Source organism: Metabacillus sp. KUDC1714 (genome assembly GCF_014217835.1).
Classification (GTDB): Bacteria; Bacillota; Bacilli; order Bacillales; family Bacillaceae; genus Metabacillus; species Metabacillus rhizosphaerae.
In genome coordinates, this window is record NZ_CP055263.1 from 3,997,164 (window position 1) to 4,022,263 (window position 25,100).

Annotated in this window: 21 protein-coding genes; 11 read left to right on the forward strand and 10 right to left on the reverse strand. The window is 34.0% G+C overall.

The window, feature by feature from the left end; all coding sequences use genetic code 11:
• Positions 1 to 185 precede the first annotated feature (185 nt).
• From HUW50_RS18350 to HUW50_RS18365, 4 genes are all read left to right on the forward strand, one after another.
• Positions 186 to 2,279 carry a peptidoglycan D,D-transpeptidase FtsI family protein gene (locus tag HUW50_RS18350; RefSeq protein WP_066330885.1) on the forward strand — a complete coding sequence of 698 codons (2,094 nt, stop codon included), beginning with the start codon at positions 186 to 188 and terminating at the stop codon, positions 2,277 to 2,279.
• 246 nt (positions 2,280 to 2,525) lie between these two features.
• Positions 2,526 to 2,708, forward strand: coding sequence for a hypothetical protein (locus tag HUW50_RS18355; RefSeq protein ID WP_066330880.1), 183 nt, complete (start codon positions 2,526 to 2,528; stop codon positions 2,706 to 2,708).
• Positions 2,709 to 3,175: 467 nt separating this feature from the next.
• Positions 3,176 to 4,792, forward strand: coding sequence for a long-chain-fatty-acid--CoA ligase (locus HUW50_RS18360; RefSeq protein WP_066330871.1), 1,617 nt, complete (start codon positions 3,176 to 3,178; stop codon positions 4,790 to 4,792).
• A gap of 756 nt (positions 4,793 to 5,548) precedes the next feature.
• Complete coding sequence (locus tag HUW50_RS18365) at positions 5,549 to 7,351, forward strand: PAS domain S-box protein (RefSeq protein WP_066330868.1); 1,803 nt, start codon at positions 5,549 to 5,551, stop codon at positions 7,349 to 7,351.
• A gap of 190 nt (positions 7,352 to 7,541) precedes the next feature.
• Here HUW50_RS18365 and HUW50_RS18370 read toward each other — a convergent pair whose 3' ends face one another.
• On the reverse strand, positions 7,542 to 8,690 hold the full coding sequence (locus HUW50_RS18370; protein WP_066330865.1) for an aminotransferase A: 1,149 nt from the start codon (positions 8,688 to 8,690) through the stop codon (positions 7,542 to 7,544).
• A 221-nt stretch (positions 8,691 to 8,911) separates the two neighbouring features.
• Between HUW50_RS18370 and corA the strand changes: the two genes are divergently transcribed.
• Both corA and HUW50_RS18380 read left to right on the forward strand, forming a co-directional pair.
• The gene (gene corA / locus HUW50_RS18375) at positions 8,912 to 9,880 is read left to right on the forward strand and encodes a magnesium/cobalt transporter CorA (protein ID WP_066330861.1); all 969 of its coding nucleotides are present in this window, start codon (positions 8,912 to 8,914) and stop codon (positions 9,878 to 9,880) included.
• An 80-nt stretch (positions 9,881 to 9,960) separates the two neighbouring features.
• Positions 9,961 to 10,149, forward strand: coding sequence for a hypothetical protein (locus tag HUW50_RS18380; RefSeq protein ID WP_066330860.1), 189 nt, complete (start codon positions 9,961 to 9,963; stop codon positions 10,147 to 10,149).
• A gap of 190 nt (positions 10,150 to 10,339) precedes the next feature.
• Here the strand turns inward: HUW50_RS18380 and HUW50_RS18385 are convergent, their stop codons facing one another.
• The 6 genes from HUW50_RS18385 to HUW50_RS18405 form a co-directional block, all read right to left on the reverse strand.
• A complete protein-coding gene (locus tag HUW50_RS18385) occupies positions 10,340 to 10,531 on the reverse strand; it encodes an alpha/beta-type small acid-soluble spore protein (RefSeq protein WP_066330858.1) in 192 nt (63 codons plus the stop codon).
• 205 nt (positions 10,532 to 10,736) lie between these two features.
• Entirely contained in the window at positions 10,737 to 10,871 is a 135-nt protein-coding gene (locus HUW50_RS27155) for a hypothetical protein (RefSeq protein WP_260445540.1), read from the reverse strand.
• A 251-nt stretch (positions 10,872 to 11,122) separates the two neighbouring features.
• Entirely contained in the window at positions 11,123 to 11,557 is a 435-nt protein-coding gene (locus tag HUW50_RS18390; RefSeq protein WP_066330855.1) for a hypothetical protein, read from the reverse strand.
• 273 nt (positions 11,558 to 11,830) lie between these two features.
• Positions 11,831 to 12,829, reverse strand: coding sequence for a GGDEF domain-containing protein (locus HUW50_RS18395; protein ID WP_066330853.1), 999 nt, complete (start codon positions 12,827 to 12,829; stop codon positions 11,831 to 11,833).
• A gap of 391 nt (positions 12,830 to 13,220) precedes the next feature.
• A complete protein-coding gene (locus HUW50_RS18400) occupies positions 13,221 to 13,619 on the reverse strand; it encodes a hypothetical protein (protein ID WP_185653098.1) in 399 nt (132 codons plus the stop codon).
• Between the two features lie 146 nt (positions 13,620 to 13,765).
• Positions 13,766 to 15,052, reverse strand: coding sequence for an NCS2 family permease (locus HUW50_RS18405; RefSeq protein ID WP_066330846.1), 1,287 nt, complete (start codon positions 15,050 to 15,052; stop codon positions 13,766 to 13,768).
• A 438-nt stretch (positions 15,053 to 15,490) separates the two neighbouring features.
• On the opposite strand from HUW50_RS18405, the gene HUW50_RS18410 reads away from it, so the two are divergent.
• The 3 genes from HUW50_RS18410 to HUW50_RS18420 all read left to right on the forward strand — a co-directional run bounded on the left by HUW50_RS18410 (position 15,491) and on the right by HUW50_RS18420 (position 17,871).
• A complete protein-coding gene (locus HUW50_RS18410; RefSeq protein ID WP_066331620.1) occupies positions 15,491 to 16,141 on the forward strand; it encodes a glycoside hydrolase domain-containing protein in 651 nt (216 codons plus the stop codon).
• A 200-nt stretch (positions 16,142 to 16,341) separates the two neighbouring features.
• Entirely contained in the window at positions 16,342 to 17,247 is a 906-nt protein-coding gene (locus HUW50_RS18415; protein ID WP_066330842.1) for a chemotaxis protein, read from the forward strand.
• A 75-nt stretch (positions 17,248 to 17,322) separates the two neighbouring features.
• Positions 17,323 to 17,871 carry an HD domain-containing protein gene (locus HUW50_RS18420; RefSeq protein ID WP_066330839.1) on the forward strand — a complete coding sequence of 183 codons (549 nt, stop codon included), beginning with the start codon at positions 17,323 to 17,325 and terminating at the stop codon, positions 17,869 to 17,871.
• Between the two features lie 250 nt (positions 17,872 to 18,121).
• Here the strand turns inward: HUW50_RS18420 and HUW50_RS18425 are convergent, their stop codons facing one another.
• From HUW50_RS18425 to HUW50_RS18435, 3 genes are all read right to left on the reverse strand, one after another.
• Entirely contained in the window at positions 18,122 to 18,601 is a 480-nt protein-coding gene (locus HUW50_RS18425; protein ID WP_066330836.1) for a YkyB family protein, read from the reverse strand.
• Between the two features lie 343 nt (positions 18,602 to 18,944).
• Entirely contained in the window at positions 18,945 to 20,243 is a 1,299-nt protein-coding gene (locus tag HUW50_RS18430; protein WP_066330833.1) for an MFS transporter, read from the reverse strand.
• Between the two features lie 196 nt (positions 20,244 to 20,439).
• Positions 20,440 to 20,934 carry a L,D-transpeptidase family protein gene (locus HUW50_RS18435; RefSeq protein WP_066330829.1) on the reverse strand — a complete coding sequence of 165 codons (495 nt, stop codon included), beginning with the start codon at positions 20,932 to 20,934 and terminating at the stop codon, positions 20,440 to 20,442.
• Between the two features lie 121 nt (positions 20,935 to 21,055).
• Between HUW50_RS18435 and ppx the strand changes: the two genes are divergently transcribed.
• Both ppx and HUW50_RS18445 read left to right on the forward strand, forming a co-directional pair.
• Positions 21,056 to 22,585, forward strand: coding sequence for an exopolyphosphatase (gene ppx / locus HUW50_RS18440; protein WP_157094377.1), 1,530 nt, complete (start codon positions 21,056 to 21,058; stop codon positions 22,583 to 22,585).
• Positions 22,586 to 22,789: 204 nt separating this feature from the next.
• Complete coding sequence (locus HUW50_RS18445; protein ID WP_066330826.1) at positions 22,790 to 24,898, forward strand: RNA degradosome polyphosphate kinase; 2,109 nt, start codon at positions 22,790 to 22,792, stop codon at positions 24,896 to 24,898.
• Positions 24,899 to 25,100: the final 202 nt, after the last annotated feature.

A 25,100-nucleotide genomic window follows, 5' to 3' on the forward strand; every position in this document is an offset into this window, starting at 1 on the left:
AATGTGTCTAAAAGACAATGTGACCTCACATTGTCTTTTTCAATTGTAACTACGTTGTATTCACATTATTTTAATAATCTTAGGCTATAACTACACCTATGTTAGTGGTAAAATAAAGGGTGGACTAAAATGATAATATGAGCCTATTTTATAGATTCTAAAAAATAAAAAGGGAGGAACCTACTATGACAGAACAAGGCGCAAATGCATCTGAGCATCGTAAACTAAAAAAATCAAGATATGTTAGGATAAATGTATTCTTTTTCCTTGTCTTCTTACTGTTCGTTGCACTTATCGTTCGTTTAGGTGTCGTTCAAATTGTACAAGGTGAAGAATTTTCTAAGGAAGTAGCAAGAACTGAATCAGATTATGCAAGTTTACCAGCTCCTCGAGGGAAAATGTATGATCGTTACAACAGAGTAGTTGTTGACAACGAGAGTGTACCAGCAATTACATATACTGTTGACAAAACAACAAAGGCTGAAGACAAAATCGAAACTGCAAAAAAGCTTGCGGAGTATATTAATTACGAAACTGAATTTTTAGATGAAGAGCTAAAAGATCGAGATATAAAAGACTATTGGTTGGCGTCACATCCAGAAGAGGCTAAAAATCTGCTTTCAAAGAAAGAATTAGAATTAAAGCCTTCAGAAACGTATAAATTACAGGTTGATCGTGTGCCTGAAGTTGAAGTAGCAGCTATTAAGGGGAATAACAAAGAAAAAGAACTTGCCTATATTTACACACGTTTTTCCTCGGGTTATCAATATGAACCACAGGTTGTAAAATCCTTAAATTTAACGGATAAAGAAGTATCTCTAGTTGCAGAGCATTTAGAAGTACTCCCAGGTGTTGATGTAATCACTGATTGGGGAAGATCTTACCCGTATGAATCATTGCAAACGATCTTTGGTGGAATTAGTTCACCTGAACAAGGAATTCTTCAATCGCGTGAAGATTATTATACCGCAAGAGGCTATGCCCGAAACGAACGTGTAGGAACTTCCTATCTGGAATATCAATATGAAGATTACTTAAATCCGCAAAAAGCAAAGGTTGAGTATGTTTCAGATAAAAGTGGCAGCATTGTTTCTGAAGAAGTTGTTGATGAGGGACAAAGAGGGTATGACTTAAAGCTATCATTTGATATGGAGCTACAAATGAAGGTCGAAGAGATCGTAGAGGATGAATTACGAAAAGCAAGTTCAAGTCACTTTTTAATGGATCGAGCATTTGTTGTTATGATGGATCCTTATCAAGGTGATGTTTTAGCAATGGTTGGTAAGCAGCTTAATGATAAAAATCGAAGTGGAGAAATGCTTGACTTTGCTTATGGAGCTTTTGCTACCCAGTATGAAGCAGGTTCTACTGTTAAGGGAGCAACTGTTCTAGCTGGCTATCAGTTTGGAATGCCAATTGGTAAAACATATTATGATACTCCCCTTTATTTTAAAGGAAACCCAAAACCAATTGGCTCTTACAAGCCGTTAGGACTAATGTCTGATTTAAGTGCATTAAAACTTTCATCTAACGTATATATGTTTTATGTTGCGATGCTAATTGCAGATGTAACGTATGTAAAACATGGACCAATTGACGTATCAGCAGCGGATTTCCAAAGGCTTCGAAATTATTTTGCACAATTTGGCTTAGGAGTTCACACAGGCATCGATTTACCACAAGAGTCATCAGGTTTACAAAGTGTACCTGATACTGCAGGTAAGCTATTAAATATTGCGATCGGACAATTTGATACTTATACACCTCTTCAATTGGCACAATACGTTTCAGTTATTGCAAATGGAGGGTCTCGTGTTCAACCACGAATCGTTACAAGTATCCATGCACCTGTCGAAGAAGCTGAACTTGGACCAATTGTTGTTGATAAAGTTCCAAAAGTATTAAATAAAGTGAATAATACGAAAGAAGAAATTGAACGAGTTCAACAGGGATTTAAGCTTGTCGTTACATCAGGGACAGCTTCTAGATATATTGATTATGATGTAGCTGGTAAAACGGGTACATCACAAACTAATTATTATGGACCAAAACGTCAGTACTGGGGAAAAGAAACGAATAATTTAAACTTCGTTGGATATTATCCATCAGAAAATCCTCAGGTAGCATTTAGTGTAGTTGTTCCATGGGCAAGTAATGATAGTGATGCTGTAAACAAACATATTGCCAATCGGATCGTTAAAGCTTATATAGATCTTCAAAAGAAATACGTAACAACAACTGAAATAGACATGGAAGAAAGCACAAAAGAAGAGGATTAAATGCAACATTCTTATGGACTAATGCTTAACTCTATGTGAATTTTAAAACAAAAACGGAGTCTAAATCTCATGATTTAGACTCTGTTTTTTAATAAGGGATAGGAAAATAGAGTAAATTCACAAATAATAACTGGAATTTTAAACTAATTAAATGCTATGCATGCATATATTTCCCTACTAACTCTAGTACATAAATTCCGCTATTTTTCACAAAATAATCGTGTAAACTAAAAGGAGTGAAATAACTTGGCAAAACGTACAAAGAAAAACGATCCACAACAAAAAAATAAAAAGGGCTTTGATTCAGCCGTCATTGATTCAGAATTTAGCCATGAGCTAGGTAGTGCTGCAACAAATAAAATTCATAAAGACAAAGCGAAAAAAGAAAAGGCATCCAAAAATAACGGCGAATATAAGGGAAGTCATTAAGAGAGACCAAGTGTCTCTTTTTTCTATTACATTTGAGAAAATGAAGAGTTTGTGAGATTTATAATAAGATAATAGAAGACGACTCTACATCTGAAAAGGAACAAAGTTATGTGAACTTTCCCTAAATTAGAAAAGGGAATTAACCATTAAGAGCGAATACATACTTCTATGGTCGAATATATTTACCCAAAAGAATCTTCTTTATCAGCATTTCAACATTCAAAGAACAATGGTGGTTAAATGCCTACTTTATCAAAAAGTAAGGTAGATTAGATGACTACTGTACCGGTAAATTTGAGCAGAGACACATGCTCTTAAAAAGAATGTAAACGCTTACTATGATTGGAGAGGTTGGGATATATAGGATTTTATGAGAAATTTCTAGCTAAATTCATTCAGTTTAAAAGATATAGCCAATTTATTATTATTTGATTTTATTAAAATATTTTTTTGAGGAGGATCAATTAATGGAAGATATAAAGCAATGGTATTCTACTTATCCGGATCATATACCAAACGAAGTGGTAATACCTCCAATTTCCGTTCCCGAAATGCTTCAGCAAACTGTTCAATTCTATGGAAATCATGAAGCTGTTTCATTTTATAGTATTCGTTTAACATATAACGAGATTGCAAAAATGGTGTTTGCGTTTGCATCCTCTTTACAGCAATCAGGTGTTCAAAAGGGAGATCGTGTAGCTATTATGCTCCCGAACTGTCCTCAATATATTGTTTCTTACTTTGGTGCACTAACAGCTGGTGCAATCGTTACACAAATTAACCCAATGCTAGTCGAAAGGGAACTAGAGTATATTGTAAATGACTCTGATTCTGAAACGATCGTTGTATTAGATGCCCTCTATCCAAGAATAAAGGCCATTCAATTAAGGACAAATTTAAAAAATATTATTACAGTTAGCCTTCAACCTTCAGAAAAAAATCAACCTGAGGATTATACATTTGATAGATTTTTAGCAAAACAAACTGGTCAAGTGTTTCCAGTTGAATGTGAACCAGAGCATGATATTGCTGTTCTCCAGTATACAGGCGGAACAACTGGTAGATCAAAGGGGGCAATGCTTTCACATAAAAATATTGTAGCAAATGCTGTTCAATCATATGAATTTTTTAAAGATGAAATCGTATTAGGGAAGGAAAAGTGTTTAACTGTCATTCCCTTATTCCATGTTTTTGGAATGTCTAGCTGTATGAATCTCTCAATTCTCTGTGGTAATTCTATGATTATGCTACCGAGGTTTGATTTGGAAGAAGTGCTTCAAACTATCAAACGTGAGCAGCCATCACTCTTTCCGGGTGTACCAACAATGTATGTAGCAATTACAAATCACCCTAATGCGGAAGATTATGGTATTGATTCAATTCGAATTTGTAATAGTGGAAGTGCACCAATGCCAGTTGAGCTTTTAAATGAATTTGAGCGGAAAACTGGAGCGAAAATCTTGGAAGGTTATGGTCTTTCAGAAGCATCACCGACAACACACTGCAACCCTGCATTCGAAATACGAAAACCAGGTACTGTTGGCTTGGGGATGCCAAGTACTGCCTATAAAATCGTTGATGTTGGAACAGGAACACAAGAAGTTCCTATAGGTAAGCTAGGTGAACTAATCATTAAAGGACCACAAGTGATGAAAGGCTATTGGAATATGCCCGAGGAAACTGCTGTCACTCTCCGTAATGGTTGGTTATTTACAGGTGATATCGCAAGAATGGATAAAGATGGCTACTTATCGATTGTAGACCGAAAAAAAGATCTGATTATTGCCAGTGGTTATAATATTTATCCTCGAGATATTGAAGAAGTTCTTTATGAGCATCCGAGCGTACAGGAAGCAGTTGTTATTGGGGTGCCAGATCAATATCGTGGTGAGACAGTCAAGGCATTTATCGTATTAAAAGCAGGAAAAACAGCAACAAGTGATGAAATTATTCTTTACTGTCGCCAGCATTTAGCGGCCTTTAAGGTTCCGAAATACATTGATTTTAAAGAAGCACTTCCGAAAACAAATGTTGGTAAGATTTTGCGTAGAGCGTTAAGAGATGAAACGGTTAAAAAGCATTAGCTAATATATTTATATGGCTCTAAAGATACGGCCAACCTCGAAGACTAGTTGATTGATGCAAGATGGAATAGGTAAGTAACACAATTTAGAATGTCAGACCTTTTTAGAGGTTTGGCATTATTTTTACATACGGATTGATAGTGAAATTAATGTCTCTGTTGACTATTATAAGATAGTAAAACGAAATAGAATTAATTTGGTGATCCAAAGTGAAAATCATTGAACTCTTGACTAGTAGATATATAGTAGGAGGTATAAAGGGTTTTTCGCGTTAAATGATGAACATTCAATTGGTAGAATGGTCGTTAATTATAAAGGGATAAAGGTTTCTATATTGACAAAAGTTTATAACAACGTACACTTAATATTAACGTTAAGACTTATAAATTTAAGTTATCCTATTAAATCTATATATTAGATAATCTTATAAACTAACGCTTTCATCTCAAGGAATGTAAAATTTTAGTCAAGAATATCCTAAAAAAGGATTTTTAATAATTGAAATTGAATAATAATATAGTAACGCAATGTTTTACATTTTTGGTAAGGGCTAAGGCTAAGCTAGTCTGGTACAAGCTTTAATCCATTTGTTTAGTCAACTCGCTAATTTTAAAGGGTAGGTACTACGTAAGTGCAACAATGTTTCGATCTTCTATCAATGGTGGCGTAAGGCGTCAGCCATCTCGTTTCACAGTTAATATTTTCTTTATTTATACTTATTCCCTAGTGAAGAGGTAATGAAAAGGAGGGGAAGCTATGGATCGTAAAGCAACAAATGTAGATACAGTAATACAGGATGTAGAAGTATATGCTGTAGTTTCATCAAACGGACGCTTCCAATATATTTCTTCAAATTCGATTGAACAAATGGGTTATCCAAATGATGATTTAGTCGGAAAATATATGAAAGATTTTATACATAATGAAGATTTGTTTTTAATTGAGAGTTATTTTTTTAATGAGCATCATTTGAACTCCTGTACATTTCGCTTTTTACATGAAGACGGAAGGTATATATGGTTTGAGGCAACTGTGGATTTTATTCGAAGTAATGTCTCTAAGCATGGGCAAGAAATTGTTCTTAAAATGAGAGCATTGAAAACTAATTTGGTTATTACTCATTCAAATGATCGTATTGAAAGTAATAGTGATCATACAATTGGTAATGTGGATGGTGATCTTTTACTAGAGGATTTACCTAGTCCATTGTATTTGTCTATTTTTGGTGAAATTTGCTATGTAAATAAGGCGTTTAAGGATCTACTTGGTGCAAGTTCTAAGGATCAACTAATTGGTAAGCATACAGCTGACTTTATTGATAAAAGTTACCATGATATTGTTAAAAATCGAATTCAAAGGTTACATAATGGCGAAAAAATAGGCATTATTGAACAAATGTGGAGAAGACTTGATGGTACGGAAATTAGTGTAGAAGTAACAGCTAATCTAACAACCTTCAAAAATCAAAAAGCAGAATTAATCGTATTAACTGATATTTCTTCAAGGAGAAACTTTCAAAAAATCCTCCAGAAAAGTAGGGAACGATACCAACGATTAATCGACAATTCGATCGATACAATTGCGGTAATTCATCAAGATAAATGGGTGTTTGTGAATGAATCAGGTGTAAAGCTCTTCGAAGCTGGAGATTATCCAGAAATGCTTGGGAAAAATATTTTTGAACATTTACATCCAAATGATCATAAGCAAATGAAGGAATCATTAGAAAGTATTTTAACGGGAAAATCAGAGGTTAATGTAACAAATCAATCTTGGACAATTCTTGAGGATAAAACAATTTATACAGAAATGGTGTGTATTCCAACAACCTATTTCGGTGAACAAGCTGTTCAAGTCATTTTACGAGATATTTCAGATCGTAAAAAAACTGAAGAATTAATGCTTCGCTCTGAGAAACTTTCCATTGCTGGGCAGCTAGCAGCTGGAATTGCTCACGAAATCAGGAATCCTTTAACTGCAATTAAAGGATTTTTACAAATTATGCATCCTGAGTTGAAAAATCATAATCAATATTTTCATATTATATTTTCAGAATTAAATCGAATTGAGATGATTTTGAGTGAGCTGCTTATGCTTGCAAAGCCACAGGAAACGAAATTTAAGCAAGCTAATCTAGTAACATTACTGCAGGATGTTTCGATGCTTTTGGAAACACAGGCTAATTTGAATAGTGTTTCAATTGAACAAAAACATGATAATTCAAATATAATGATAAATTGTGATCAAAATCAACTTAAGCAAGTATTTATCAATTTATTTAAAAATGCCATTGATGCGATGCCTAAGGGTGGAAAGGTTACAGTTCACACAAAACGATATGACAAAAATGTCAGCATTATTGTCAAAGATGAAGGAGAAGGAATACCTTCTGAACTAATTGAACGTATAGGTGAGCCTTTTTTGACAACAAAAGAAAAAGGAAATGGTTTAGGGTTAATGATCACATACAAAATCATTGAGGATCATAATGGGACCATTTTTGTCGAAAGTAAACTAGGGGAAGGTAGTACGTTTACGGTTGAAATTCCATGTGGATGAACTTGAATGGTGAATTTAGTCTTTGTTTAAAGCGGTATAATATTTTTCATTTTGGTATCAAAATGAAGGAGGAGTTTGAGTGTTTCATTCCCAACTAAACTAATATGGGCAAAATAAATAGTTTAAGCGGGCTCAAACCCTTTCCTTCATACTAAAACAACGGCTTCTTCGCCGCTGTTTTAGTAAAATCTTATAAACTTTTCACATAATTTTCAATCCGGTCCATAGCTTCAATTAGTTGTTCCATAGCATATGCATAAGAAAGCCGAACATAGCCTTCTCCATATTCAGAAAACGCACTACCAGGAACTAGTGCTACTCCAGCATTCTTAACTAGTGATAGTGCAAAATCGAAGGAAGATTGATTGAATTTCTTTATAGAAGGAAACAAATAAAAAGCTCCATCTGGTTTAACAACTTCAAAACCCATCTTAACCAAACGGGTATATACATATTCTAATCGTTCTTGATATGCATCCTTCATAACTGTTGCATCATCAATACCTGTAGTAAGTGCCTCATATGCGGCTTTTTGTGAGATAGAGGTTGCACATGACACATTATATTGATGGACCTTTAATATGTGCTTGGCAACAGCTTCAGGGGCAAATAATAAACCTATACGCCATCCAGTCATACTATGTGATTTAGAAAGTCCATTTATCACTATTGTTTGTTCTCGTAAATAGCGAGCAATCGAATGATGGTGCTTTCCATATACAAGCTCACTATAAATTTCGTCTGATAAGATAAATATGTTCTTATCTCTGACTAATTCAGCAACTTCTTGTAACTCATCCTCCTCCAACGTGACTCCTGTAGGATTTGATGGATATGGGAGCACGATACATCTTGTTTTTTCAGTTATATATGGTGCAAGTAACTCAGCCGTTAGCTTAAACTGATTAGTTGTTGTGTCCACATAAACAGGTGTCCCTCCAGCAAGCTTAATCAGCGGTTCATAACCAGGATAAACTGGGCTAGGTAATATTACTTCACTGCCTTCTTCTAATAATGTACGAAACGTACAATCGATCGCTTGACTTGCTCCTACTGTCACGATTACTTCATTTTCAGGAGAGTATGTAAGACCATACTTTTTAAATAAGAAATGACTCGCTGCCTCGCGAAGTTGGATAAAACCAGCATTGTGAGTGTATGTAGTGAAATTTTGTTGAATGGCTTCTATTCCAGCATTTTTAACATGCACTGGAGTATCAAAGTCAGGTTGACCTATCGTGAGAGAAATAACATCTTCATAATCTGCTACCATATTAAAGAATTTTCTAATCCCTGAGAGTTCAATTTGTTTAACACGTGAATTTACTAAGTGTTCCATCATTACCTCCATTTTTCGATGGTGCTTCTATCACCACTCGAAATTTGTCGTTATTAAATGAATATATAGGTGTTATTTTACCATCTTCTGTACAGCTATGAACACAAAAAAACAATAATCATTTTCGAATATTGCTTATTTTTTTAATCCCACAATAAGTTTAGTAAAAGTAATATGGGGGAATAGTTTTAAAGATATGGTTAAAGAGGGTAGTGAAGGTATTGATCCGTACATTAGCAATTACAGCAGACAATAAAGTTGTTTATGATTTACCTCTAAAGTCGCTAAAAAATCAGCAGATTCAGTGGTTTTGGGTAGATTTTCACGAGCCATCAAATGAAGAGGTGAAGCTTCTATCAAATTATTTTCACTTTCATCCGCTAGCTATTGAAGATTGTATAGAATATGTCCAACGACCGAAAATGGATTTTTATGATCATTATCTTTTTATTGTTGTTCATTCCATTAATCAGAAAACAATTGAAGCGGATGAGGTAGATTTATTTGTTTCAGATAATTATGTTGTGACATTTCATAAAAAGCCAATCAGAGATATAAATAACATCTGGTTCCGTGTGAAAAAGGAGAAAACTTTACAAAATAATGCAATGCAAATTATGTATCATATTATCGATCATCTCGTTGATGATTATTTTCCACCTGTCTATAAATTAGAAGATTTAATTAATCAAATTGAAGATAATACAAGTGATCGAACAATTAGTGAATTAATGGAGCAGGTTTTCGACATTCGCTCTGAGCTAAATAAACTAAGAAGAACGATAATTCCTATGCGCGATCTCTTATATCGTATCATTTCATCCTCTAGATTGAATACATTAAAAGAGAAGCAGGTTTATTTTCATGATATTTATGATCATCTATTAAAGCTTGTTGAAATGATTGATGCTAATCGGGAATTATCTGCAGATATTAGAGATAGTTATTTATCTATTAGTTCAGATCGAATGAATCGAGTTATGATGACATTGACAGTGATGTCGTCGATTTTTTTACCTTTAACATTTATTGCAGGTGTCTATGGAATGAATTTCGACTATATGCCCGAATTGGCGGGGAAATATAGTTATTTTATTGTATTGGGTATCATGTTAGCCATTAGTGTAGCAATGATTTGGTTCTTCTACAGAATGGGCTGGTTTCGTTTTCATAAAGGGACAAAATTATAATACCGACATAAACACTTCAAACAAACGAATACATATTAGTGTAAACACTTTTTGGCCAAATGATAAAAGAGGTGAAAAAGATGATTGTTGAAAAAGGGTTGTTAACAAAAGAAGAACAAGATATTGTTGCTAAATTAGAAACAGAAATGCTTTCAGCACTAACACTAGCACATTTGAACTTTTATAAAAACGAAATAAAAATGATTATTTCTCAAGCCAAACGAAGACATCAATTCTTTCTTAACTATTCAAAAGAAGTAAATGCATGATATTACTTACTTTATATAATTAAAGAAGTGCGCTTAAAAGCAGCAAAATCTCATTTGTTTGTTTGCTTATAAGTGCACTCTTTTTATAATGGCCTCTTAAAAATTTTCATAATCGAATAACTTTGGATTTGGCTAATATACATTAGTTTTTAAAAAGGAACCTCAATATAATGAGGTTCCCTTGGGAAAATTAATGTGTATGATTCTGAAGTTGGTTTTCGGCCATCGCGATTAATCGCTTTGTCATCTCTCCACCAACAGAACCATTTGCACGAGCTGTCGTATCGGCACCCAGTTCAACCCCTAATTCATTCGCAATTTCCTGTTTCATGGAATTCAGAGCATTTTCTGCACCAGGCACTAATAATTTGTTTCTAGCCATCGTCAAACACCCCTCCTGAATGGTTTAGGAACGTTGAGCACGATAAGATGCTCTATTTTATGATGTCCGTCCGAGTATATTTTAATGAGATAGAAAAACAAAAATGTTAAGGGAATTTTAGTCATTGATTTAGATTCCTGACGATTTTTTGCCTTTAACTTTATTTTTTTATTTCCCTAATCTTACCATCACATTGTTTATATTGTTACTGGTTTCTCGGATGTGTTTTTTCTGCTTTTTTATTCGTATTTGGGGAAATTTCCTTTGCAATTTCTGGATCTGTAATAGCTTTTGCTGTTTGCAGGCCAGATTTTGTTCGTCGATTTCGTTTTGTCATCATTTTCCCTCCTTGTACAAAGTAAAGACAAACTTAATTTTGTACAAAAGTTAGTGGTTTATTTTTACAATATCTACCTAACCTATGTGAAAAAACGAAAGATGAGAGAGGAATTGGGGAAAAGGAATCATAAAAAGGAACCTAATAATGATCGGTTCCTATTGAAAATGTTTTTGTATTTTGTTTTAATTCTAGCAATGGCGCGATCCCTTGTGCAAGTGCAGAAAATGAGAAAGGGCTCTTGCGATTATTTCTTACCTACAACTGAACGAACGAATACGATCTAAATCAATGCCGAAGTATTCCCAGCGAAATTGGTTTCTGCGCCAACGCCAGCCTGCTACAGAGTTTCTGCCTACAAATGTTGGGTAGTACCAAAACGCACGGCCATTATTTAAGCGAATGTACGTAAAGCGGTAGAGACATCCACGAATTCCACCTGGATCAACCGCAAAAACACCAAATTGTCCTTGACCCTGTTCTTGAGGAATTGTACTTGGTGGTGGACCTGATGGGGGACCGCTTTGACCAGGACCTCCGCCAAATCCTCCACCTTGACCAGGAGGACCAAATGGTGGCTGACCAGGACCAAAACCACCTGGAGGGCCAACAGGTGGAAATCCTCCTTGACCACCAAATTGTGGGAATCCAGGGATTTGAATTGTAAATTGACGATGATATGGATACATTCTAAATTTCTCTCCTCTCACATGAACCTTCAAGGTTACGATATGCAGGGGGGAAGCAATAGGTGAACGTCTATTCATGAAAGTTGATTGCTAATGTCTACCCATAGAACTAAATGTCGTTCATGTAAGATCAAATGACAGCTAGTATGAAGCGAATAAGAAAATCACCGACAGTATGATTGAGAAATTAGAAACATAAAAAAGAAAGAAAAAAGCTATTAAAGCAACTTCTTAAAGATTTTTGTAATAACTGAGTTGTCTAAAAAGCAGAAATTATGTACAACTACAATTCGTTTGTTCGATTAAATTATTATTCTTATTTTCAAAATGAATGTAGCAACTGTCATCATATGATTTACATTGTTTTTTGACATCAGAAGCTATCTTACTAATTTCATCTATTGAAATATAGGTGTGATATTCGTTTGTCACAACCGCGATAGAAAGGGTCACAAGAGGGATGTTCCCAAAATGGCCATTACGGTCTTTGGTAAATACATATTTATTTTTCCAGTCATTGTCATCATAGTACTCTTTTATTCGATTTCTAAATTCTTGCATGATTGCTTGACAAGTTGGCTCGAAGTTATGATTTGGTAGAATAGCGACAAAATCATCTCCTCCGATATGACCAACAAACGAGTCCTCATGATTATTTAACAGAACATATTTACTTAGTAGATTAGAAACTTCTTTAATTAGTAAATCGCCTTTTTTGAAACCATACGTGTCATTGTATTCCTTAAAATGATCAAGATCTAGATATAAGAGAGAAAATGGTTTTGTTCCATTTTGTAAGTAATCAAGCATTTTTTCCTCGATAAGAACATTACCTGGTAGTCCAGATAAAGGATTTGTGTACATAGCCTGGTTTACTTGGATTTCAGCTAGCTTAATTAGTAGGTTTTTAATGCTAACAATTCCATGTAAACGTTCATTTTGTAAAACAACAACATAATCATAAAGATTCTTTTGGCTTCGGGCCATTGCTTTAGAACTAACTAATGTGATTGGATCAAAGAATTCAACGATCAATGGATTTGTATCCATGACTAGATTTATCGGCCTACCCATAAAGAGATCAAAGCCATATTTTGTTGAAATTTTACGATAAAATTGAGATTTCATAACCAATCCAGCAGGTTTATCATCTTCAACAACAAGTATTCCTTCAAGATCGGGATTAACTTCAAAAAGTAAGTTTACTTCAGCACTTTTGGTAGTTAATGAAACAACGGGTACCTTTTCTGAAATATCCCCTATGGTTAACATATACTCACGACTCCTATTATTTTACAGGCTTTGATTTACTCCTATTTTACTATACTGCCTACATTTAATTTGTTAAGTTAGTGTAAATTTTTAAGAGGAATATACTGTAATGCTTATTAAATATGGCTTTTTTTAATAGTTCTATATACCTAGTTGTTTTTTTAAAAAAAAGGTTCTGTTAAACTCTGTTGTTGATTTCCGCTGCATGCGGATCCAGAAGACTCCTTGGTGCTTTGCAACTGCGGGGTCTCCCTTGGACTCGCAAACCCGCAGGAGTCTGACACATTACGATACGATCAATAAGGTGCCTAAACCAACAGATAGCTTTAACAAAGATCTTAGGATAAAAAAAGAAGATGACGCAAAGCTTTTCCTTTGCATCATCCTCTTTTTAACGCTTAAGTGGTTCTACATCCTCTGTTTCTAAGTCAACCATATACCAAGCTTCACTTTTTTCTTGTACGCCCACAACTGAATAAACATGGATAATATAATTACCTTTTTCTAAGTGATCATATTGAACAATCATATCCTCATTTTCATGCAAGTCGAGTTTCTCTCTTACAAGCTCTTCGGCTTTAGTTGGGTGCAATGGATCGCGATCATTATCTAGATTAAATTCTTCTCTTGATTCAACTAATAAGTCATCGCTCGTCCTTGTATTGTCATTCCCAGTTTGGAGCAAGCCTTTTTCTTCGTTATTGCGTTCATTTAATGCCTCACTTTTATCAACTGTATTACAGGCAGTACAGGCTAATAGGAACATAAATATCACTAAATATTTCATCATACACCTCACAATGTAAGTACCTTCTGTAGTAAACATCATCACACTATATATTCTGTAAATAGTCGAGGTTTTTTATACAAAACACTGTGTGCGAATAAATAATCCTAAAACAAAAGACAGACCATTTTTTGGTCTGCCTTAGTAAATTAATGAAGAGCATGTAAGATGAAGTTAAGTAAAAATAACCCTGCAATAAAATAAAGAGGAGGTTTTACTTCTTTCCTTCTATTTAATAAAACCTTCAAAAATGGATAGATAATAAATCCAAATGCCATTCCATCTACAATACTATATGTAAATGGAATTAAGGCGATAATTAAAAATGATGGGAAGCTTTCACTAAAGTCAGTTAAATCAATATGCTGTATATTTTGAATCATCAAGCTCCCAATTAAGATTAATATAGGTGCTATCGCGCTATCAGGTATTACTTTAATAAAGGGTAAAAATAATAATGAACTTAAAAACAAAACCCCAGTTGTAACAGAGGTTAAGCCAGTGCGACCTCCTGCAGTAATTCCTGCTGCTGTTTCAACAGTACTTACAGTTGGGCTTGAACCAAATAAACCAGATGTAATAGTTGATAATGCATTGGCTCGTAATGAACGTTTGTACGTGTTTGGTCGATCAATCATATGAACCTGTCCAAACACAAGTCCAATATTCTCAAAAACAATAACCATTGTTAGTGAGAATGTAGCTGTCCAGAAAGTTAAATCAGCAATTCGTTCGAAAGACATAGCGGCGATTACATATTTATACGCATGTATGGCATTTTCTGGATGTGTTACAGATTCAAATGAAAGTTGACCACAAAATCCAGCTAAAAGTGTACCAAGTAGGATGCTAATTAAGAAATTACCAGGAATCTGCCTTGCAAATAACGCAATTGTTATTAATAATGTAACTAGTGTTAATATAACAGCTGGATCACTAAAGTCACCTAATGATACGTATGTCTCTTTATTTAAAATGATAATTCCACCCTTTTGCAAGCCTATAAAAGTAAGAAATAAACCAATACCAACTGTAATGGCCTCTTTTAAGGAATGAGGGATCGATTCTGAAATAATCGATGCTAGCTTTGTAAAAGCAATAACAGTAAATAATAAACCTGATACAAAAACAACAGCTAGTCCTTCTTGCCATGATAACCCCATCCCTAAAACAATCGTATAGGTAAATAATGCGTTTACTCCCATACCTGGTACAAGGATAATTGGAGTATTTCCGTAGAACCCCATGATAAAACATCCTGCAAACGAGGTTAGCACAGTCGCGATTATTCCTGCTTCTAATGGAATACCTGCATCAGATAAGATTGCAGCATTAACGACGACAATATAAACAATAGTAAAGAAGGAAACTGTTCCTGCAAGTATTTCATTTTTAATAGTTGTTTTGTTGTCTTTAAGTTGAAAAAATTTATTCAATGTTTACCTTCCTTAAGTGTAACCCTCAGCCCATCCCGTATAATCGTACATAAGATTGTATCAAGAGAGTTACATTTATGCATTATTTTTCTTATAAATTATAGGATCTTTTAAAGCTCACTGTTGTTTTAGGCAAATTGTTGATTGCAACGAATACGTAAGATCCCGGACCGCCCACAGAATGCAAACGCATGCAGCAGAAATCAACAACCAAGTTTAACAGATCCAAATTTTTAAGATAAGTCTCTTTTTATCATGCATGAATTTTTTATTTCCATTCAGAAACTAGAGGAAAAGAGTTTGGTGATAAAAGCTCCTAACACTATTTTTTGATATTTTTTCGAAACCTAGGATTAAAACTTTGTAACGTAGTATGTTTGAGACAACCATTTATCTCATATATATGAGTAGAGCTTAGAGAGAAAGGGTGTGAGGTCTCTGGCACGAAAGGTATGGGGAGTTGACTCGAATAATCCGGTTGATCAAGAATTTTATGAATGTGTGAAGAATCAATTTGGTTTACCTAAATATTGGGGAAGATATTTATCTGAAAAAGTAAATGTTTCGAGTGGGCTAACTAAAGAAGAAATTATTTTTATAAGAAGTAAAGGTATTAAGATATTACCAATTTACAATGTCATCACGGAAGCTGTAGGTTATGAAGAGGCGAGAGTAGCTGCAAGAAATGCAGTTTACCATGCTAGGAGATTAGGACTTCCGAAAAATATTGCATTATTTGCTAGTGTTGAGAATTTTTTTAAAGTAGATGCAGCATGGATCACAGGATGGGTTGAAACGCTTTTACGTTCAGAATATCGTTCAGGTTTTTACCATGATCCTCTAAAAGGAGATTTTTCACAAGCTTATTGTCAGGCTGTCCATCAAAATAATGAAGTTGCTGTTCAAGGAATTCTTTGGAGTGCAGAACCTGAAACTGGAGCCACTTCAGAACGAAAGGCACCTAGGTATAATCCAGCGAAGCCAAACTGTAAAGCAAATGTATGGTTATGGCAATATGGGCGGAATTCAAAAAAATGTCCAATTGACACTAACCTTGCTGATGAAAGAGTATTAAATTATTTGTATTAATGGAGCTTGGATTTGTTTCCAAGCTTTATTTTCATTAAACTATATTAAATAAATACATAAAATGTGTAGTACGTTAAATACAAGTGGACATGCTAGTCATTTATTATTTAACTAACTCGACTTTAAAATTATACTTTAGTTTCAAAAATATAAGCCGATATAAACAATGCAAAAGTTGATTACATGGAAGGAAGAAAAAGATGGACCAACAAAAAGGAATTTTACTTGAAAGTGGAACGAATGAATTAGAAATTGTAGAATTTAGTATAGGTAAAAATAATTTTGGAATCAATGTAATAAAAGTAAAAGAAATCATTCAGCCTGTTAAGATAACTAAAATTCCTCATTCTCATCCTAATGTAGAAGGAATAATTGAAATCCGTGGAGAGATTTTACCTGTTGTAAATGTTGCAAACGCACTTGGGTACAGCCACAGTGATGATCCGAATAGTGATAAATTCATCATAACTGAATTTAATAAAACAAAGATTGTTTTTCATGTTCATTCAGTTACGCAAATACATCGTATTTCTTGGGATAAAATCGAAAAACCATCAAGCATTTATCAAGGCTTAGAAAGTCAGATCACAGGGGTAGTCAAAATTCATGATGAAATGGTGTTAATGTTAGACTTTGAGAAAATCGTTGCTGATATTAATCCTGAATCTAGTATTAATGTTGAGCAAGTGAAAAAGTTAGGGACAAGAGAACGCTCTGTCAAAAAGCTTATCGTTGCTGAAGATTCACCATTATTACGAAAGCTCTTACAAGAGACATTAAACGAAGCAGGGTTCCAAAATATTGAATTCTTTGAGAACGGTAAAGATGCTTTATCATATTTACTTTCAATTATTGAATCAGGAAAGGCAATAGAAGACGAGATACAGCTAGTTATAACAGACATTGAAATGCCACAAATGGATGGTCATCATCTTACGAAACGAATAAAAGATGATCAATCGTTAATGATTCTTCCTATTATCATTTTTTCATCTCTCATAACTAATGATTTGCGCCATAAAGGTGAAGTTGTTGGGGCAAGTTCACAAATAAGTAAACCAGAAATAGGTGAACTCATAGCTAAAATTGATGAATTAATCCTATAGAGAATTCGTTATATAAATAAAATTTTTTAAGCCACTTGGGATAATGGTTCTTGTGGCTTTTTTTGGGGTGAAGGAATGATTATTACAAAAGCAAAAAAATTTGCTGAAAAGGCTCATCAAGGTCAACTGCGAAAAATAAGTGGCACTCCATATTTTACGCATCTTGAGAATGTAGCTTTAACATTATTCAATGCAGGCTTTTCAAATAATGTAGTAGCTGCAGGTTATTTACATGATATTATTGAGGATACAAAAGTAACAAAGTTGCAAATTTCGAATTTATTTGGCAACGAGGTAGTGGAGCTTGTTTTAGCAAATTCAGAAAATAAATCATTAGAATGGGAAGAGCGAAAAAACGAAACGATAGAAAAAGCCAAAACAGCATCATTGGAGATAAAAGCATTGATTGCAGCAGATAAGTTAGATAACACTTCTGATTTGTTGAAACAACATAGACTTCATGGAGACGAGGTTTGGAGTTATTTTAATCGTGGCTTTGATAAGCAAGCTTGGTATTACCAAAATCTTTTAGAGGCAGTATATTATGGTTTGGATAATTCAGAGGTACCAAGTTATTTTATCGATGTTAAAAGGAATATTGAAGAGTTGTTTGGAGGTTTTTGATCACTAGAAATAATACATCGTTGGAATTATAATATATCTAACTCCAACGCCTTATGCTTTTCAGGGCTGAAAAATACGATTCCAATTTTATTACAGATAAGATGGAAAACTTTTCAACAAGTTTTCGTGTCTAGCTCCAGCGCCTAGCCCTTCGAGCATAAGCCACTCCTGAACTGAAGGTAAAGAACACCTTCTATTCAGGAGCGTCTTATGCTTTTCTAGGCTGAAAAATGCGCTTCCGCATTTCTATTCACCTATAACTTTCACCAAGTCTTTTGAACACTGGTTTTTCGTATGTACGTGTTTTTTTAGACTGGAATGAATTAGGTGGGAGTTTGTCTTCTTTCATTCCTACATAATTTTGTAAAAGGATTTTTGCCTTTGATAGTGACATATGTGTTTTGGGATTACGATATGTTTGATTCAAGGATCCTAAATGTGGAAGTTGATCGAAGTCATCTTTTGTAGGAGGCATATGAAAGAAATACTCTCCAGCTGATACTAGTACGTCAGATTGTTGTTTACTATATTTTGGATTGTTAGAAAAATGAAGTCCTTCTTTTTTCGCCTTTCCTTCATGAACAAGCTTTATCAAGGCCTTCTTTTTTAATCCATAAAGAAATTTAGGATTTGGTGCGGTTTTTGCATGACGGTTTACTACATAAATAGCACGTGCGAGGTTTTCAGTTGTTGGTTGTTTGGTTGGATCGAGTCGAATATGATCGTCCATTGTTTCTCTCCTTTTCTGGAACACTTTCAGTTTGAGCCATTCTTACTTAAATTATACTTCGAGAATAGTAAATTGCAACAAGTAATTAGGCATGATTTGTAAAATCACTTTAAAATCTGATTTTTTATCTGATTTAAACTTCTCATGTGGGAAAATCAAGTGAGTTGGGATTCAAATTAATATGTAAAGGGCATACCATGTATGGAATATGTCTTTGAATTGGTTCGGTATTAATATGAAATAATAAAAATGAACCATAAACATATCTACCTTGTAGGTCAGTAAAATGTAGAGGAAATTTAGTGATTAAAATAAAGAAGCTGATAGTAAGACATCAGCTTCTTTAAATTGAATTAATATTAGGACCAGGTTTTGTTCGTTGATTACGTTGGACTCGTTTTTCTTTAGCTTCAAATGCATTACTTAATCTTGGTAATGTAAATGCATAGAAAAGTGAAACAAAAAGTATGATAATTGCCATTCCATAATACAAATAATCAATTGTTTCAATTATTTTAGGGAATAGAAGTGCAATTAGTCCTAAAGTAATTGACTGTGCTAGCATCATTAAAGGATCGATCCAGCCACTTACTCTTCCCATTAATTTTGGATGGACAATTTTTGGCATCCAGCCGCCAATTGCTATATTAATTGGTCCAAGGCAAGTACCAATTACGAAGACAATAATTAAAAAGATTGTTACATTATCGGTAAACCCTAAAAAGAAAATAAGCAAGCTTGTAACAAATATCGGAAACACCATTAATTGGTATGGTTTGAATTTTGAAGCGACAAGAGTACCAATGCCACTACCAGTTAATAAACCCAATCCAAGTGATATGGCAAAAAATGATGCATACCATTCATAATTATCAGGTGTTAGTTCATATTTCATTGTAAACATTGGTAAAATTGCAAAGGCACCATTAACAATGCCGAAGATGAAAAAACCAAAAACTAAAACGGCTAACAAACGGTTTTTTATAATATAAGCTATACCAGCTTTAAAGTCACCCATAGACGATTTGAGGCTTATATCCTTCCATTCAAGTTTCCCATTTGGAAGTCTCGCGGATGTAGGGATTTTACAGGAACGAATTAATAATCCCGAGATAACGAAGCTTACAAAATCTACAGCTACAGCTCCATGAATCCCAATCGTTTTATAAATTGCTGCGCCAATTCCAACACCAAAAACCATGAATATACTAAAAAGCATTTGATTTAAACCAGCCGCTTGAGCGTATTGTTCTTTGTTTAAAATCCCTTGGACAAGACTATTTTCTGCAGGGAAAAAGAATTTTGTTACAGCACTGCGTAAAAATAATATAAGAAATACGAGCGGGACAGAGTTTAAGAACAATGCACAAAATAAAACAATTGTTAGTGCTGCTCTAATCCAGTCGCAGTTTTCTGCAACTTTTTTCCGATCAAATCGATCTGCAACAACACCAACAATAAAAAACACTAAAATGGTTGGTAATGAATACATAAGCTCTGCCATTGTTGCGTAGGAAGGTTGATGACTAAAGTGGTCAAGAAGATAAAAGGCAAATGCCATATTTCCTATTGTGGTCCCCATTTGTGAGAAAAGAGCTGCATAAAATAATCTAACGAAATTCCGGTTACGAAAAATTTTCATTTGTTTGCTCCTTACATTGCTATATCGTTTAGCTCCCGCAGCAAGACTTTAAGAAGTGTTAGGTGCCTAGCCTAAGTCCCTTAAAGTGCTTTTCGTGGTTGAACAAGGCTCTGTAGTTTGGATCAATTACTTCATTTGTCATTATAAGGGATTTTATTCAATTTGAATACGCAACTTACAAAATATTAATAAAATCTTAAGGTCTAATAAAAACTCTAGTGCCATTTGGTACCATAGATGCTAGTTCTAATACATCATTGTTATACATTCTTATACAGCCTAGTGATACTGCTTTTCCTATTGAAGCTGGGTTATTCGTTCCATGAATCCCATAATGGATTTTCGATAAACTTAGCCACATCACACCAAAAGGTCCGCCTGGATTTGGTTCCCGATTAACAATGACAAAATCTCCTACAGGTGTAGCAGTTACGATTTTACCAACAGCGATAGGATACTCCCTTACAACTTGTCCTTCTCTCTTTAGTATTAAACGTTTAGAGGAAACTGAAATGTGAATTGAATAAGGAATTGAGTCAGGATTAGGTAAGGATGGTATGTTTATTTGTTGCCCTATATAAATTATATTTGGATTGCTTATTTTATTGACTGCTATTAATTGATTTAAAGATATTCGATAATTCGCTGCAATAATAGCAAGTGATTCCCCTGCCTTAACTATATGAATCATAGAAGCCCTCCTAAAATGCTGAATTACTATGTCTAATAATGTTTAAAAAACACAGTATACCTTATGTTTGAATGTGGTATAATGTACCTTATTTTATCGAGTTAGGGTGTGAGTGTTGAAAGTGAACCAAGAAAAGTATGCAATTGTTGATATTGGCTCAAATACAATGAGGCTTGTCATTTATTTACGAGATAAAAGTGGTAGATTAAAAGAAATTCAAAATGTAAAGGCTGTTGCACGACTTCGAAATTATTTAACAGAAGCGGGCTTTTTAGAGGATAAAGGGATCGACATTTTAATAAATACATTGCATAGCTTCCAAGAAGTAACAAGACATCATCAACTAGAGGAAGTAAAATGTGTTGCAACTGCGACAATTCGCCAAGCTAAAAATCAAAACGAAGTTCTTGCAAGAGTCAAGAATGAAACAGATTTCTCAATGCAGATTTTATCTGAGTTTGAGGAGGCATACTTTGGTTACTTAGCAGTAGTCAATTCAACTCCATTTGAAAGCGGAATCACCATTGATATTGGTGGAGGAAGTACAGAACTCACTTATTTTGAGGATCGAAAATTAATAAGTTATCATAGCTTTCCTTTTGGTGCACTGTCTTTAAAGAAACAATTTGTAAAAGACGAAACGCCAACAGTGGAAGAGCTGAATTCACTTAGAGTGTTTATAATCAATCAATTTAAAACACTAGACTGGATCATGAATAAAAACCTACCGATTATTGGAATCGGTGGAAGTGCAAGAAATATGGTGCAAGTTCATCAAGAGTATACAGACTATCCACTTGCAGGTGTTCATCAATATATGATGAGTAAACAAGATGTTAACGAAATTAATCATTTTTTACAATCAATAACCTTTTCTGAGATGCAGCGTGTTGAAGGACTTTCAAAAGATCGTGCAGACATCATAATTCCAGCTATGGAAGTATTTAAGTGCTTAATGGATTGTGTGGATACAGACAAGTTTGCGCTAAGTAGAAAAGGATTAAGAGACGGAGTATTTTATGAAGAGCTAACAAAAGAATTTGGACTATCTATCTTTCCAAATGTCATTGAGGAAAGCTTTTATGAATTAGCAACAGACTATAATATTAATATAAATCATGTATTCAATGTGACAGAAAGTGCCATGAAGATCGCGCAATTATTGAACAAGGCTGGATATTCTTCAATTAACAAGGAGGATGCAAAACTTATAAAACGTGGTGTCTTTGTTTATAATCTCGGATCATACATAGATTCTGAATCTAGCAGTCAACATACTTTTTATCTATTAGCAAACAGAACAATAGATGGGTTGCTTCATAAGGAACGTTTGATCATAGCTCTTATTGCTTCTTTTACAAGTAAGGCAGCTTTCAAAAGAAACGTAACACCATATAGTCAATGGTTTACGAAGGAAGAGCTAACTAAATACCGTTTATTAGGAGCAATCATAAAATTCGCTTATAGTTTACATGCAACAAAACGAAATATCATCGATCATATTGGATTGGAAGCAAAAGGTGAAGGACTTTTATTAGAAGTTACATGCAACAAGGATTGGAAACCTGAGCATTATCAAGTAGAAAAACAGAAAAAGCATTTGGAAAAACAAATAAAAAAATCAATTACAGTGCAATTTTCAATAAATTAAATAACATACATCATCCTGAAATTAACTTATTCGTGACTTAGCATTAACAGTTAACTAAATTCGAATAAGTTCTTTTTTATATATTCGGAATATTCCTTTTTACAAAATAATAACAATAAGTTTACAATAAATTTACAATTGAAATAAAGGTAAATGATATTATGTAATTGTAGGTTATTGTCGAATAAAAGGGTGGCATAGAGAATGAAAACAATAAATAAAAATGCGGTGGAACTTAATAGTCCAATGTATTACAACAATAGAGAACTTAGCTGGCTTGCTTTTAATGAACGTGTATTAGAAGAAGCTCTTGACGAGCGAAACCCTTTGTTAGAGCGTTTGAAATTTTTGTCGATATTTAGCTCAAATCTAGATGAGTTTTTTATGGTACGTGTTGCAGGACTCAAGGATCAAGTGAAGGCTGGATTTAATAAACCTGAAAATAAAGCGGGAATGACTCCAAAACAACAATTAAATGAAATTGCTCTCAAAACTCACAATCTAGTAGAACTTCAATATGAAACATATAATAAAGTACTTTTACCAAAGCTTAATGAAGAAAATATTGAATTTCTTAAGATGGAAAACTTAACAAAGGAACAGCGGGAAAATATAGAAGATTATTTTGATGAACATATTTTTCCTGTTCTAACCCCAATGGCTGTGGATGCATATCGTCCATTTCCAATGCTGTTAAATAAAAGCTTAAATCTTGCAATCGTTATTGAAGATTATGATGAATTTGTAGAAAATCGCTTAAAAACTGCAATTGTACAGGTGCCGGCGGTTTTAGATCGATTTGTCCGACTTGAAACATCCAATAATAAAGTGCAGTTTATCCAATTAGAAGACATAATAAGTTATTTTATTTATAAATTATTTAAAGGATATAAGGTTGTTTCTGTCTCTGTTTTTCGGATTACTAGAAATGCTGATATGACGATCCATGAAGAGGGTGCACGTGATTTACTTAAAGAGATAGAAAAGGAATTGAAGAAGCGAAAATGGGGTTCTGCAGTTCGTCTTGAAATTCAACGAAATGGTTTTGATCAAAATATTTTACGATATTTAATTGAAGAACTTGAAGTCCACGAAAAAGATGTGTATGAAATTGATGGACCTTTAGACTTGACGATATTATTTGGTTTTTATAAGGAAATGGCTAGAATTAGAGAGCATTTAATATATGAAACATTAATTCCCCAACCACCTCGTGACATAGCATCTGATGAAGATATCTTTGAGAAAGTTTCTGAACAGGATGTATTTTTACATCATCCATATGAATCATTTGAACCTGTTGTTGACTTTGTTACTGAAGCAGCTGATGATCCAGACGTATTAGCGATAAAACAAACTCTTTATCGTGTAAGTGGTGATTCACCTGTTATTGATGCATTAAAGAGAGCAGCCGAAAAGGGCAAACAAGTAACAGTTTTAGTTGAGCTCAAAGCCCGCTTTGATGAAGAGAATAACGTTCAATGGGCTAAAGAACTTGAAAAGGCAGGGTGTCACGTTATTTATGGTATGACGTACCTGAAAACACATAGTAAAATTACACTTGTAGTCCGAAGAAAGAATAATAGAATTGAACGTTTCGTTCATTTAGGTACTGGGAATTATAATGATCAAACAGCTAAAATTTACACCGATATGGGCTTAATTACATCCAAAAGAAAGTTTGGTATTGATGCTACAAATTTCTTTAATTATTTAAGTGGATATACGGAAAAACCAGATTTTCATCATTTATCAGTTGCACCTTTTGACATTCGAAAAGACTTTATCCGTTTTATTGATGAAGAAATAAACTTTCACAAAAGATTTGCTAATGGTCGAATCGTAGCAAAAATGAATTCATTAACAGACAAAGTCATTATCATGAAACTCTATGAGGCATCAAATGCTGGTGTGAAAATTGAACTAATTATTCGTGGAACATGCTGCTTGCGCCCTGGGATTAAAGGGGTAAGTGAAAACATAAAAGTACGAAGTATTGTAGGAAGATTTTTAGAGCATAGTCGTATTTATTTCTTCCATCATAATGGTGAGGAAAAAACTTTTCTTTCATCTGCTGACATGATGACCAGAAATATGGAAAAACGAGTAGAAATATTATTTCCGATATTTGATGGTGATATTAAAATGCGTATAAATAGTATTTTAGCAAGTGCATTAGCTGACAATGTAAAAGCTAGAGAACAGGATGAAAACGGTAATTATCATTATGTGGAAAGCAATAATGAACCTGTGATTGATAGTCAATTATTATTATTTGGAAAAGCATATCAGGTCATGGATGATGAAGAATAATTGTATTACATATTTAAGCAGACTCCTTTCAGTGAAGGATGTCTGCTTCTTTTTTTTTATCTCTTTTTTGAACCCACCCCGCGGAAAGCGAGCATCTCACTGGAATAAACCAATCCGCATTACTTGGTAAATAGCAACAATGTTTTTTATAAACAGTCTTATTAATTTTACATATTGAAAAATATCGTGACTTTGAGATAAT